Annotated in this window: 10 protein-coding genes; 3 read left to right on the plus strand and 7 right to left on the minus strand. The window is 72.0% G+C overall.

All coding sequences use genetic code 11. The features are described from left to right. The first annotated feature begins 50 nt into the window (after nt 1-50). Both ACFWUZ_RS10000 and ACFWUZ_RS10005 read left to right on the plus strand, forming a co-directional pair. Nucleotides 51-1,445 carry a cytochrome P450 gene (locus ACFWUZ_RS10000; protein WP_384370047.1) on the plus strand — a complete coding sequence of 465 codons (1,395 nt, stop codon included), beginning with the start codon at nt 51-53 and terminating at the stop codon, nt 1,443-1,445. Between the two features lie 19 nt (nt 1,446-1,464). Continuing rightward, on the plus strand, nt 1,465-2,019 hold the full coding sequence (locus ACFWUZ_RS10005) for a hypothetical protein (protein ID WP_384370050.1): 555 nt from the start codon (nt 1,465-1,467) through the stop codon (nt 2,017-2,019). A gap of 65 nt (nt 2,020-2,084) precedes the next feature. Here ACFWUZ_RS10005 and ACFWUZ_RS10010 read toward each other — a convergent pair whose 3' ends face one another. Further along, nucleotides 2,085-3,143 (minus strand): VWA domain-containing protein, encoded by a 1,059-nt coding sequence (locus ACFWUZ_RS10010; RefSeq protein ID WP_384370053.1) that lies wholly within the window; start codon nt 3,141-3,143, stop codon nt 2,085-2,087. Between the two features lie 80 nt (nt 3,144-3,223). Next, a complete protein-coding gene (locus tag ACFWUZ_RS10015; RefSeq protein ID WP_384370327.1) occupies nt 3,224-4,690 on the minus strand; it encodes an MFS transporter in 1,467 nt (488 codons plus the stop codon). Between the two features lie 185 nt (nt 4,691-4,875). On the opposite strand from ACFWUZ_RS10015, the gene ACFWUZ_RS10020 reads away from it, so the two are divergent. Beyond that, the gene (locus ACFWUZ_RS10020) at nt 4,876-6,954 is read left to right on the plus strand and encodes a prolyl oligopeptidase family serine peptidase (protein ID WP_384370056.1); all 2,079 of its coding nucleotides are present in this window, start codon (nt 4,876-4,878) and stop codon (nt 6,952-6,954) included. Nucleotides 6,955-7,023: 69 nt separating this feature from the next. Here the strand turns inward: ACFWUZ_RS10020 and ACFWUZ_RS10025 are convergent, their stop codons facing one another. The 5 genes from ACFWUZ_RS10025 to ACFWUZ_RS10045 are packed head-to-tail and all read right to left on the minus strand — an operon-like array spanning nt 7,024 to nt 12,766. Beyond that, on the minus strand, nt 7,024-8,040 hold the full coding sequence (locus ACFWUZ_RS10025; protein ID WP_384370059.1) for an ABC transporter ATP-binding protein: 1,017 nt from the start codon (nt 8,038-8,040) through the stop codon (nt 7,024-7,026). Next, nucleotides 8,037-9,062 (minus strand): ABC transporter ATP-binding protein, encoded by a 1,026-nt coding sequence (locus ACFWUZ_RS10030; RefSeq protein ID WP_384370062.1) that lies wholly within the window; start codon nt 9,060-9,062, stop codon nt 8,037-8,039. The genes ACFWUZ_RS10025 and ACFWUZ_RS10030 overlap by 4 nt, the downstream gene beginning before the upstream one ends. After that, the gene (locus tag ACFWUZ_RS10035) at nt 9,062-10,048 is read right to left on the minus strand and encodes an ABC transporter permease (protein ID WP_384370065.1); all 987 of its coding nucleotides are present in this window, start codon (nt 10,046-10,048) and stop codon (nt 9,062-9,064) included. The genes ACFWUZ_RS10030 and ACFWUZ_RS10035 overlap by 1 nt, the downstream gene beginning before the upstream one ends. Further along, nucleotides 10,045-10,995 (minus strand): ABC transporter permease, encoded by a 951-nt coding sequence (locus tag ACFWUZ_RS10040; protein ID WP_384370068.1) that lies wholly within the window; start codon nt 10,993-10,995, stop codon nt 10,045-10,047. Before ACFWUZ_RS10040 ends, ACFWUZ_RS10035 begins: the two co-directional genes overlap by 4 nt. A gap of 28 nt (nt 10,996-11,023) precedes the next feature. Beyond that, on the minus strand, nt 11,024-12,766 hold the full coding sequence (locus ACFWUZ_RS10045) for an ABC transporter substrate-binding protein (protein ID WP_384370071.1): 1,743 nt from the start codon (nt 12,764-12,766) through the stop codon (nt 11,024-11,026). Between the last annotated feature and the right edge of the window lie 24 nt (nt 12,767-12,790).

Raw genomic sequence — 12,790 nt, forward strand, 5'->3', positions numbered from 1 at the left:
GGCCCGGGGAACCGGCAGAATCGGACGTACGTACGGGACGAGGGGCGGCCATGGCAGTCGAAACGAACACAGGTGTCGACACGGAGGTCCCCGGTCTCGCGGGACTGCCGCTGCTCGGGTCGCTGTTCGATCTGAAGTCGGACTCGCTGGGCACCTATCTGCGGGCCCAGCACGAACACGGCGACGTCGTACGGATCAGCGCCGGCCCGCCGGGGCTGCGCGCCGAGCTGTACTGCGTGTTCTCGGCCGAGGGCGCCCAGCAGGTCCTGGCTTCGGAATCGGCCAACTTCCGCAAGGACAACCCCTTTTACCAGGAGGTCCGGGACTCCTTCGGAAACGGCCTGCTGACCAGCCAGGACGAGGACTACCTGCGTCAGCGCCGACTGGTGCAGCCGCTGTTCACCCGGCGCCGGGTGGACGGCTACGCCGAAGCCGTGGCGACCGAGACCCGGTCGACCGTCGAGGCCTGGCGAAAGGCCCCGGACGGGGTCGTCGACGTCTCCGAAGCGATGATGCACCTGGCCCTGCGCGCGGTCGCGAGGATCCTCTTCGGCACCGACGTCGAGGCCACCGTCGACGTGGTGGACCGGTGCTTCCCGGTCATCACGGACTACGTCCTGCGCCGCGGGTACTCCCCCGCCAACGTGCCGCGCAGCTGGCCCACTCCGGCCAACAAGCGGGCCGCCGCCGCGATGGACGAGCTGTACGCGGTCTGCGACCGGATCATCGCGGAACGGCGCGGCGCCGCGGGCCCCGAGGGGGTGCAGGACGGCGGCGGGGACCTGCTGACCCTGCTCGCCGCCGCGAAGAGTTCGGACGACCGCGAGTTCGACGCCGCCGAGCTGCGCGACCAGGTGCTGATCTTCCTGCTCGCCGGGCACGAGACGACCGCCACCTCGCTCGCCTTCTCCCTCCACCTGCTGGCCCGCCACCCCGAGCAGCAGGACCGGGCCCGCGAGGAGATCAGCCGGGTACTGGGCGACCGGACGCCCGAGGCCGCCGATCTGGACCGGCTCCCGTACCTCACCCAGGTCCTCAAGGAGGCCATGCGCCTGTATCCGGCCGCCCCGGTGATCGGCCGCCGGGCCGTCGCCGCCACCCAGGTCGGCGGGCACACCGTCCCCGCGGGCGCGGACGTGATCCTCGCCCCCTGGGTGACGCACCGTCATGCACGGTACTGGCCCGACCCGGACCGCTTCGACCCCGAACGGTTCACCCCGGAGGCGGAGGCGCAACGCCCCCGTTACGCCTGGTTCCCCTTCGGCGGGGGGCCGCGGGCCTGTATCGGGCAGCACTTCTCGATGCTCGAATCGGTGATCGCGCTGGCGATGATCCTTCGGGAGTACGAGGTCGAGGCCGTGGACACCGAGATCGCGGTCAGCGCCGGGATCACCCTGCGGACGGACGGCCCCGCGCGCTGCCGGCTCCGGACTCCGGCCGGATGAGCCGTGCGATCATGGTTCGATGGATGAAGAGATACCGGGGCGCCTGAGCCCGCATGTGCGCCGGCCCGCGCGGACCGCGCTGCCGGGCTCCCCGGCCCGGCCGGCGCTGACCCGGCGGATCGGCAGCTTCTTCCTCCTCCGTTTCCTGGTCGCACTGCCCGACGACCTCGCGGACGCGGTGGCCGCGCTCCTCGACCCGTTCCGGCGGGCCGCCCGGCTGGTCGGGCGGGTCTTCCACGGCCCGGCCCTGTACGGCGGCTGGGACAGCGAGGCCGGGCGGCTCGCGCTGGCCCTGCACGGTTTCCACTGGACGCACTGGCACACCGAGACCGAGGGGCCGTACGCCACCTTCGCCGCGAGCCAGGACCGTCCGGGCAAGCTCACCGTCCGCCCGCCCTGGGGCCGTGGTGACCCGGGGCGCGAGTCCCTCCTGGTCGCCTGCACCCTGCGCCCCGTCCCGCGGCTGCGCCGCCGGCCCACCCGGGTGGACCTCGCCTTCGCGGACGGCTCCTGGCTGGCGCTGTGGATGAACACCCCCGCGGACGCCTCCCGGCTGCGCGGGCTCCTGGGCTGAGGGCGTCCCCCGCCCGCACCGCCCGAGCCCGTACCCCGGCCCCGCCGGCGACCCGTCTGTCCCTGTCAGAGCATGATGAGCAGACGCGTCTTCGGCTTGAGCTTCCTGTTCACCGAGCGGCTCTGCACGTACACCTCCAGCTGGGGATTGCGCCCCGCCTTCACGGAGACGGTCCCCTGGACTCCCGTACCGAACAGGAGGCTGCGGGCCGCGTCGCCCGTGTAGGCGCGGTCGGTGTCCTTCTCGACGACGATGACCTCCTTGTCGGGCTGGACCTGGACCCGGGTGCCCAGCTGGTAGTAGCAGGAGCCGCGTTCGTAGGTCACGCCCGGATGCGAATCGACGAAGGACCGGATCTCGACCTCCGTGTCGACCTTCAGGAGCCGGTACTTGTCGGCCGGGACCGGTTCGAGGTTCGCCCGTACGTCGTCGACCGACAGGTCCTGGCCGACCGCGAACAGGTTCTTCGTGCCGCGCACGCCCTGCTCGCGGCCGCGGAGGAAGCTGGTGGCGGCGGCGCGCACGGTACCGATCGCCTCCTCGACGCCCTCCTGGGAGTCCGCGTCCCAGATGGCGATGTTCCCGGCCGGGAAGCCGTAGTTCTGGGCCGTCCGCTTCGCCAGGGAGTTCGGGACGAGGATGGCGGACGTCCAGTGGCCCGGGAGCGCGCCCATCTTCGCGGCGATCCTGTCGAGCCACGGGCCGAGGACGGTCATGTCGCCGTCGTGCCGCCGGTCGCCGCCGGAGGCGTTCTCCTCGCCGTCCGTCACGACGATCTGCAGGAAGCTGTGCTCGCCGTACTCCTCCCAGATGTGGCCGAGGTCGTCCAGGGACTTCAGGGAGGCTTCGATCAGGGCCGTGGCGCCGTTGTTCACCTTGTACAGGCCGCGCATGGAGGGCAGGTGCTTCACGTCCATGTCCCAGACCAGGTTCTCCACCCTGTGGTCGAAGGAGTAGAGGCTGATCCGTGTCTCGTGGCCGAGGCTGTCCGATTCGGCCTTCAGGCCCGCCACGAACTCGTCGACGACGCGTATGAGCTGACTCTCGTGCTGGCGCATGGAGCCCGAACTGTCCACGACCAGCGCGACGTGGTTCACCTTGTGCCGGATCTTGTTTGCGGACATGGATCTGCTCCTTCGCCGAGGCTCCCCGAGTGATGTCTTCACCCTAGGGGGAGCTACTGACAGCGGAGCTTGACGGAGGATCAGCCGGGCGCCGCCTCGTCCGCCTTCGCCGGTGCGTGGTTGCCCTGGAGCCGTTCGATGTCCGACGGGCGGACCTGGATGGCCACGAGGGCGATCACCGCTGCGACGAGGGTGAAGAGGGCCGCCACCACGAAGGAGGCGCTGACGCCGGAGGTGAGCACCTGGTCGGCCCACGGTTTCGGCAGCTGCCCGGTGCTCCGGAAGGCGGCCAGCTGCTCGGGGGTCGCCGAGCGGAGGAAGGCCGGCACCTGGTCCCCGGCCTCGTTGCGGCTCGCCGTACCGAAGACCGTCACCAGGATCGACAGGCCGAGGGAGCCGCCGACCTGCTGCATGGAGTTGAGGAGTCCGGAAGCGGCGCCCGACTCCCGGTCGGGGACGTCGGACAGGGCCATCAGCGTCAGCGAGACGAACTGCAGGCCCATGCCGGTGGCGAACACCAGCATGGGGCCGAGGATGCTGCCCAGGTAGGTGGAGTGGATGTCGGTCTGCGTCAGCCAGGCGAGGCCGGCGGCGCAGCACAGCGCGCCGGTGACCATGAAGGGCTTGGGCCCGAACTTCGGAAGCAGTTGCGCGGCGACCCCGGCGGCCAGCGCGATCATGACGCTGACCGGCAGGAAGGCGAGGCCCGCGCGCAGCGGGCTGAACCCGAGCACGTTCTGCACGAACAGGGTCAGGAAGAAGAACATGCCGAAGATCGCGCAGGCGAGGAGGAGCATCATCCCGTAGGTCCCCGCCCGGTTGCGGTCGGCGAACATGTGCAGCGGGGTGATCGGCTGCGGCGAGCGGCGCTCGTTGAGGACGAAGAGGGTCAGCAGGACCACGGCCGTGGCGAAGGAGCCGAGGGTGAGCCCGTCCCGCCAGCCTTCCTGCGAGGCGCGGATGAACCCGTAGACCAGCGAGACCATGCCGAGGGTGGACAGCAGCGCGCCGAGGAAGTCGAAGTGGCCGGGGTGGCGTTCGGACTCGCGGATGACCTTCGAGCCCATCAGGGCGATGACCACGGCGATCGGGACGTTGACGAACAGCACCCAGCGCCAGTTGAGCCATTCGACGAGCATGCCGCCCGCGAGCAGCCCGATCGCGCCGCCGCCCGCCGAGACGGCGGCGAACACGCCGAAGGCGCGGTTGCGTTCGGGTCCCTCGCGGAAGGTGGTGGTGATCAGGGCGAGGGAGGTCGGGGAGGCGATGGCCCCGCCGACGCCCTGGAGGGCGCGGGCGGCCAGCAGCTGGCCCTCGTTCTGGGCGAACCCGCCGAGCAGCGAGGCGAGTCCGAAGAGCAGGACGCCGAAGATGAAGACGCGTTTGCGGCCCAGGATGTCGCCGGTGCGGCCACCGAGGAGCAGCAGGCCGCCGAAGGTGAGGGTGTAGGCGTTGACGACCCAGGAGAGGCTCTCGGTGGAGAAGCCGAGCGCGGTCTGGATGTGGGGCAGCGCGATGTTCACGATGGTGATGTCGAGAACCACCATGAGCTGACAGGAGGCGATGACGAAGAGTGCGAGTCCGTGTCCGCTTCCTCGGACCTTGCCGTCGGTCCCGGTGCTGCTGGTCGGCGATGCGTTCCGGTCCACCCTCCCGACGCTAAGCCTGCACCCTGGGGGTCACCACTCGAACGGCCTAGTATCAGTGACATTTCACATGTCACACTACGATGATGGATGACTTCCTCAGGCTCTCCGCGGACACGGCCCGGTTCACCCACGGAGCCCCGCGCGCGTTCACCTTCGGGGCCGACGGCCGGCTGCTCTGGTTCCTGCGTTCCACCGGCCCCACCGACCCCTTCGACAGCCTCTGGGTGCTCGACACCGCCACCGGGACCGAGACCCGGCTTGCCGACCCCCGCGCCCTGTGCCCTGAACCCGGCGTCCTCCCCGACGCCGAACGCCGGCTGCGCGAGCGGATCCGGCTCGTCGCCGCCGGGATCGGCTCGTACGCCCTCTCCGGCGACGGCCGCCGCGCCGTCTTCGCGCTCTACGGGCGGCTCTACGGGGTCTCCTACGAGGGGGCGGGCGGGCCCGCGGCGGCGCCCGAGGAGATCCCGGCCGCCGGACCCGCGGTGGACCCCCGCCCGAACGCCGACGGCTCCCGCACCGCCTACGTCAGCGGGGACGCCCTGCACCTCGCCCCGGGCGGCCGCGTCAGCCCCGCCGACGGGGCCCGCTGGGGCCTCGCCGAATTCGCCGCCGCCGAGGAGCTCGGCCGCGCCCGCGGCCACTGGTGGTCGCCCGACGGGATCCGCCTGCTGGCGGCCCGGGTCGACGAAGCCGCGCTCCAGCGCCGCTGGTTCGCCGACCCCGCACACCCCGAGCTCCCGGCCGAGGACTTCGCCTACCCCGAGGCGGGCGGGCCGAACGCCCAGGTCCAGCTGTGGGTGCTCGGCCCCGGCGAGGAACCCGTACGCCTCGACTGGGACGCCGGGGCGTACCCGTACGTCTCCGACGCGGGCTGGGAGACGGCCGAGGAGATCCTGCTGACCGTGCAGGACCGGCTCCAGCAGACCGTCCTGCTGCTCTCCGCCGACCCCGCCACCGGCCGCACCAGGGAGCTTTCGCGCACCACCCACCCGCAGTGGGTCGACCCGATGGTTCCCGGCACCCCCGCTCGCCTGCCCGACGGTCGGATGCTGACCGCCGCGGACACCCCGGGCGGCACGGCCCGCGCCCTCGCGGTGGACGGCGAACTGCTCACCGGCGAGGACCTCCAGGTCCGCCGCGTGGCCGGGCTCCACGAGGGCGGACTGCTGATCGAGGCCGGGCAGCGCGACCCCTCCGAACAGCAGGTGCTGCTGCTCGACCCGGTCACCGGCAAGCCGGCCCCCCTCGCCGACGGCCCCGGCGTGCACACCGTCCTCGCCTCCGCCGGGTCCCTGCTGCTGACCTCGGCCGGTACGGACGGGATACGCCGCACCGTACGCACCGCCGACGGGCGCGCGTTCACCCCCCGCGACCTGTCGCAGCCGCTGCCCCACCGGGTGGTCCCCGTCCTGGAGCGGGTCACGGAGCACGGCGTGCCCACCGCCCTCGTCCTGCCCCGCGGGCACGTCCCCGGCCGCAGGCTCCCCGTACTCGTGGACGCGTACGGAGGCCCCGGGCACCAGGACATCAGCGCCGAACCCCGGCGCTGGCAGGCCAAGCAGTGGTGGGCCGACCAGGGCTTCGCGGTGGTCACCGTGGACAACCGCGGCACCCCGTACGTCTCCCCGGCCTTCACGCACGCCATGTACCGCGGCTTCTCCCGGGTCACCCTGGAGGACCAGGTCGCGGCGCTGCACGCGCTCGGCGACCGGCACCCGGACCTCGACCTCGGCCGGGTCGGCGTACGCGGCTGGTCCTACGGCGGCTACCTGGCCGCGATGGCCGTGCTGCGCCGGCCGGACGTCTTCCACGCCGCGGCCGCCGGGGCCGCGCCGACGGACTTCCGCCACTACGACACCGCGTACACCGAGCGGTACCTGGGCCTCCCCCAGGAGCAGCCCCCGTCCCACGACGCCTACGCGCGGGACTCCCTCGTCCCCGACGCCCCGAAGCTGACCCGGCCGCTGCTGCTGGTCACGGGCCTGGCCGACGACAACGTCCACCCCTCGCACACCCTGCGCCTCTCCCAGGCGCTCACGGACGCCGGCCGCCCGCACCAGCTGCTGGCCCTGCCCGGCGTCACGCACATGACCCCGGGCGGGACCCGGGAGAAGATCATGGCGCTGGAGCTGGAGTTCTTCCGCCGCGAACTCGCCTAGCACGTCATGCGGAAGGGCCCCGGGGACGCCTTTGTCCCCGGGGCCCTTCGTCTTCCCACGGGATCCCCGTCAGTCTCCCGGGAAGTGACAGGCCACCTCACGGGAGGCGGCGATCCGCAGGAGCGGCCGTTCGGTGCGGCAGATCTCCTGGGCCTTGGGGCAGCGCGGGTGGAAGGTGCAGCCCGGGGGCGGGGCGGCCGGACTCGGCGGGTCGCCGAGCAGCACGATCCGCTCCCGCCGCCGCTCCGCCGCCGGGTCGGGCAGCGGTACGGCGGACAGCAGCGCCCGGGTGTAGGGGTGCTGCGGGCTCTCGTAGAGGGCCTTCTTGTCGCCGATCTCGACGATCCGGCCGAGGTACATGACGGCGACGTGGTCGCTGACCCGCTTGACCACCGACAGGTCGTGCGCGATGAACACGTAGGCCAGGCCCAGCTCCGCGCGCAGCCGCTCCATGAGGTTGACGATCTGGGCCTGTACGGAGACGTCCAGGGCGGAGACCGGTTCGTCGGCGACGATCAGGCGCGGGCTGGTGGACAGGGAGCGGGCGATGCCGATGCGCTGGGCCTGTCCCCCGGAGAACTCGTGCGGGTAGCGGTCGATGTGCTCGGGGATCAGCCCCACGAGCTCCATCAGTCCGGCCGCACGGCGGCGGGCGTCCGCGGCGCTCCAGCCCTGCACGAGCAGCGGGTCGGAGATGATGCGGGCCACCGTCTGGCGGGGGTTGAGGGAGGAGTGCGGGTCCTGGAAGACCATCTGGATGTTCTTGCGCAGGGGCCGCAGCGCGCCCTGGGAGAGCCGGCTGATGTCCTTGCCGTCGAAGGCGACCTGCCCGGAGGTGGGTTCCAGGAGCCGGACCAGCATCCGGCCGGTGGTGGACTTCCCGCACCCGGACTCCCCGACCAGGCCCAGGGTCTGCCCGGCCGCCAGGTCGAAGGAGACCCCGTCCACGGCGCGCACGGGCGCCCCCCGGCGCCCGGTCAGCGACCGCTTCCCGGGGAAGGTCATGGTGAGGTCCCGTACGGACAGCAGCGGCGGTTCGGCGCCGCTCACCGGGCCGGTCACCGGGCCGCTCATGGGGCCGCTCATCGGGCGGCCTCCTCGGCGGTGCGGGCTCCGGCGAAGTGGCAGGCCACGGTCCGGCCGGGCGCGCCGCGGTCCTCGGACGGTTCCCCGTACCCCGCGAGTTCCGGCCGTTCCTCTTCGCAGCGCGCCGCCGCCCTCGGGCAGCGCGGTGCGAAGGCGCAGCCCGGGGCCGGGGCGAGCAGGGACGGCGGTGAGCCGGGGATGGAGGGCAGCGGTGCGTCGTCGGCGGTGTCGAGGCGGGGAAGCGAGTCGAGCAGTCCCCGGGTGTAGGGGTGGGCGGGATCGGCGAACAGTGCGTCCACTCCCGCCTGTTCGGCCGCGCGGCCGCCGTACATGACGAGCACCTCGTGGGCGACGCGGGCGACGACACCCAGGTCATGGGTGATCATCACGACGCCGAGTCCGCGGTCGGCCTGGAGCCGGGCGATCAGCTCCAGGATCTGCGCCTGCACGGTGACGTCGAGGGCGGTGGTCGGCTCGTCGGCGATCAGCAGGTCGGGCTCGCAGGCCAGGGCCATGGCGATCATCGCGCGCTGGCGCATGCCGCCGGAGAACTGGTGCGGGTACTCCCCCGCGCGGCGGGCCGGTTCCGGGATGCCCACCTCGCCGAGCATGTCGACGGCCCGTCTGCGGGCGGCGGCCCGGCCGGCCTTGAAGTGGACGCGGAAGTGTTCGGCGATCTGCTCGCCGACCGTGTAGTAGGGGTGCAGGCTGGAGAGCGGGTCCTGGAAGATCATGGCCATCCGGCGGCCGCGCACCGTGGACAGCTCCCGCTCGGAGAGCCCCGTCAGCTCCCGCCCGGCGAGCGCGACGGAGCCGGTGACCTCGGCCGCTCCCCGGTGCAGGCCCATGACGGCCAGCGAGGTGACCGACTTGCCCGATCCGGATTCGCCGACGATGCCGAGGGTGCGCCCGGCTTCCACGGTGAAACCGAGGGAGTCGACCGCCCGTACGGTCCCGTGGGGGGTGGTGAACGTGACGCGCAGATCGCGCACTGCGAGAAGGGGGGCGGCCGTGGCGGCCATCAGTACCTCACCCTCGGGTCGATGACGGCGTACAGGAGGTCGACGACGAGGTTCGCGACGACGATGAAGAACGCGGCGAGCAGGGTGACCCCGAGGACCACCGGCTGGTCGGAGCTGACGAGCGCCCCGTAGAACAGCCGCCCGATGCCGGGGAGTCCGAAGATGGACTCGGTGATGACGGCGCCGGCGAGGAGTCCGCCGAGGTCCATGCCGAAGATGGTCAGGATCGGGGTCATCCCGGAGCGCAGGCCGTGCTTGACGACGACGGTGCGCTCGGGCATGCCCTTGGCGCGGGCGGTACGGATGTACGGCTCGGCCATGGCCTCGATCATCGAGCCGCGGCTCTGGCGCGCGTACATGGCGGCGTAGAGCAGCGCGAGCGCGGTCCAGGGCAGGAGCAGGTTCGAGGCCCAGGCGAGGGGGTTGTCGGTGAAGGCCTGGTAGGCGGGGTAGGGCAGGAGTCCGGCGGTGCGGATGACCCCGTAGATGAGCAGGACGGAGGTGAAGTAGACGGGCAGCGAGGCCGCGGCGACGGCGCCGACCATCAGGGCCTTGTCGGTGGCGGTGTCCTTGCGCAGGGCGGCGGTGACGCCGGCTCCCAGGCCCAGCAGCAGCCAGAGCACGGCGGCCCCGAGGGCGAGGGAGGCGGAGACCGGCAGCCGGTCCATGAGCAGGTCCCAGACGGGCAGGGAGTTCTCGTAGGAGTAGCCGAGGCAGGGGAAGCCGCACTGGACGGCGTACGGGCCGGTGCCGAGGGTGCGGCCGGTGAAGATGCCGGTGAGGAAGTCGGTGAACTGGCGCCACATGGGCTGGTCGAGCCCCAGGTAGGCGCGTACGTCGGCGAGCCGTTCGGGGCTGCAGGTCTTGCCGCAGGCGGCGGCCGCCGGGTCGGCGGGAAGGACGTGGAAGATGAGGAAGGTGACGGCGGCGATGGCGAGGAGCACACCCGCGAGGGAGAGCAGGCGGCGGGCGAGGTAGAGGATCAACTGCGGCCGCCCCTCGGGTCGAGGATGTCGCGCAGGGCGTCGCCGAGGAGGGTGAAGGCGAGCACGGCGAGGAAGAGGAAGAGGCTCGGGATGACGAAGTACATGGGGTCGGTCTCGTAGAAGGCGACGGACTCGGCGATCATCTGGCCCCAGGACGGGGTGGGCGGGCGGACGCCGACGCCGAGGTAGCTCAGCGCGGCCTCGGTGCTGATCATGCCCGGGATGAGCAGGGTGGTGTAGGCGATGACCGGGCCGGAGACGCCCGGGAGGATGTCGCGGGTGAGGATCCGCCAGGAGCCCGAGCCGCTGACGCGGGCGGCGTCCACGTACTCGCGGTGCTTGAGGGAGAGGGTCTGGCCGCGGACCACGCGGGCGACGCCGGGCCAGCCGAAGACGCCGATGACGGCGGTCATCAGGAGGATCCGGTTGACGTCCTTGGCCACGGACAGCATCGCGATCATGAAGATCAGGGAGGGGAAGGACATGGTCAGGTCCATGAGCCGGGACAGGACCGCGTCGGTACGGCCGCCGAAGTAGCCGGCGGCGATCCCGGCCGCGGTGCCGGTGACCACCACGATGGCGGTGGCGGCGAAGGCGATGAGGAGGGAGACCTGGGCGCCGTGGACCACACGGGCGAACAGGTCGCGGCCGGTGACGGGTTCGACGCCGAGCCAGTGCTCGGCGCTGATGCCGCCGAGGGGGCCGAGCGGCTGACCGCCGAGGTAGGGGTCGATGGCGGTCTTGTCGAACTCCTCCGGGGACCAGCCGCCGAGGGCGCTCAGCCAGGGGGCGGTGACGGCCATCAGGACGAAGAGCAGGACGAGGCAGAGACTGAAGCGGACGGCGGGGCGGCGGCGGAGTTCCCGCCGGGCGAGCTGCCAGGGGCTGCTGCCCGGGGGGACCTCCTTCGCCTGCGGGGCGCCGGCGGCGGGCGCGGTGGTGGTCATGGGAGGGTGCCCGGTGGCTCGTCCGGCCTCACCCCTGGCCCTTCGAGGGGTCCTTGAGCCCGATCGTGCCGTAGTCGATGGTGCCGGTCCACACGGGGTGGCCGAAGGCGCCCGCGACGTTGGTGCCGACGAGCAGCGGCTTGCGCTCCAGGAGGATCGGGACGGACGGGGACTTCTTCATGAGTTCGGCGTCGAGGTCGATCCAGGCCTGGTTGGCCTGCTTGGCGTCTCCCATGGCGTTGATCTCGTCGATCCGCTTGCTGGTGGCCTCGTCGCGGAACTGGCTGTAGTTGCCCTGGTTGCCCTTCTCCTTGACGGTGCGGCCGTCGAAGACGAAGGGGATCCAGGTGGAGCCGGAGGGGTAGTCGGGGCACCAGCCGGTGAGGGTCATGTCGGGGGTGGTGGAGAGGTCGCCGATGACGTCGTAGTAGGCGCCGGGGTCGACGGTGTCGACGACGACCTCGATGCCCACCCGGGCCAGGCCCTGCTGGACGGCTTCGGCCTTGGCCTTGTCCCCGGTGGAGACGGCGAGGGAGACCTTCAGCTTCTCCTTGCCGGCGGCCTTGAGGAGTTCCCTGGCCTTGTCGGGGTCGCCGGCCGGGGCGATCTTCAGGGTGTCGGCCTGCTTGCCGCCGGACAGGGCCGGGGGGAGGTAGGCGGTGGCGACCTCGTTGAGGGCCGGGCCGCCGCCGGCGGTGATCACGGCTTCCTTGTCGACGGCGTACTGCATGGCCTCGCGGACCTTGGGGTCGTCGAAGGGCGCGCGGGAGTTGTTGAGGTGGAGCATCTCGGTGCAGCCCTGGGACTCGGCGAGGAGGCGGGACTTGACCTCGGGCTTCGGGAGGACCTTGGGGGCGCTCTCGGGCCGCATGTCCTGGTACTGGACGGTGGAGGCGTCGGCCCCCTCCCCGGCGATGATCCGGTCGTCGACCTGGCCGCCCTTGAGGCCCATGACGACCACGAACCGGTCCGGGTAGGCCTTGCGGACGGGGTCGGTGGCGGCGTCCCAGTGCTCGTTGCGGACCAGGACCAGCTTCTTGTCGCGGTCGTACGACTCGATCTTGTACGGGCCGGAGGAGAAGGGGCGGGCGTCGTACTGGGTCCCCTTCTCCTGGGACTGCGGTACGGGAGCGAAGGTCGGCAGGGTGGCGGTGGCGGAGAACTCGGCGACGGGCCGCTTGAGTTCGAAGACGATCGTGCGGTCGTCGGGGGTCTTCACCGAGTCGAGGTGATGTCCCTGGAGGGGGCCCTTGTAGCCCTCGGTGCCGGCGAGGTACTGGGCCGCGTAGTCGGGGCCTCCGGTGAGGTCGGGGGCGAAGGAGCGCTCGACGTTGTACTTGATGTCCTGGGCCCTGACGGGCGAGCCGTCCTCGTACTTGACGCCTTCCTTGAGGGTGAAGGTCCAGGTGCGGCCGCCGTCGGAGGGGGTGCCGAGGTCGGTGGCGAGGTCGGGCACCAGCTCGCTGCCCGCCGCTCCGGGCTCGGCCTTGAAGGTGACGAGGGTGCGGTAGAGCAGCCGGGTGCCGAAGTCCATGGTGGGCATGACCCAGTTGCGGGCCGGGTCGAGGTGGGCGAAGTCCTGGTTGGACAGGACGGTGAGCGTGCCGCCCTTGACGGGGGTGCCGCCGAGGACCTTCCCGTCGTTGGCTGCGGCGGGGTTGGAGGCGCCCGCCCCGCCCGTGCCCTTCGTGGCGCCGGAGCAGCCCGAGGCGCCGAGTGCGAGGGCCGCCACCAGAGCGGTGGCGAGGGCGAGTTGGGTGCGCTTGGTCATGGTCACTCCAGTGAAGGGCCGCGC

It is taken from the genome of Streptomyces sp. NPDC058646 (genome assembly GCF_042716875.1).
In the GTDB taxonomy this organism is placed as follows: domain Bacteria; phylum Actinomycetota; class Actinomycetes; order Streptomycetales; family Streptomycetaceae; genus Streptomyces.

Bases quoted from the DNA above. Each gene is read 5' to 3' on its own strand.
- ACFWUZ_RS10015 (WP_384370327.1), bottom strand. From the start codon at position 4,690: ATGGTGGTTCTCGACATCACCATCGTGAACATCGCGCTGCCCCACATC.
- ACFWUZ_RS10045 (WP_384370071.1), bottom strand. From the start codon at position 12,766: ATGACCAAGCGCACCCAACTCGCCCTCGCCACCGCTCTGGTGGCGGCC.
- ACFWUZ_RS10025 (WP_384370059.1), bottom strand. From the start codon at position 8,040: ATGAGCGGCCCCATGAGCGGCCCGGTGACCGGCCCGGTGAGCGGCGCC.
- ACFWUZ_RS10010 (WP_384370053.1), bottom strand. From the start codon at position 3,143: ATGTCCGCAAACAAGATCCGGCACAAGGTGAACCACGTCGCGCTGGTC.
- ACFWUZ_RS10005 (WP_384370050.1), top strand. From the start codon at position 1,465: ATGGATGAAGAGATACCGGGGCGCCTGAGCCCGCATGTGCGCCGGCCC.
- ACFWUZ_RS10000 (WP_384370047.1), top strand. From the start codon at position 51: ATGGCAGTCGAAACGAACACAGGTGTCGACACGGAGGTCCCCGGTCTC.
- ACFWUZ_RS10040 (WP_384370068.1), bottom strand. From the start codon at position 10,995: ATGACCACCACCGCGCCCGCCGCCGGCGCCCCGCAGGCGAAGGAGGTC.
- ACFWUZ_RS10020 (WP_384370056.1), top strand. From the start codon at position 4,876: ATGGATGACTTCCTCAGGCTCTCCGCGGACACGGCCCGGTTCACCCAC.
- ACFWUZ_RS10030 (WP_384370062.1), bottom strand. From the start codon at position 9,062: ATGGCCGCCACGGCCGCCCCCCTTCTCGCAGTGCGCGATCTGCGCGTC.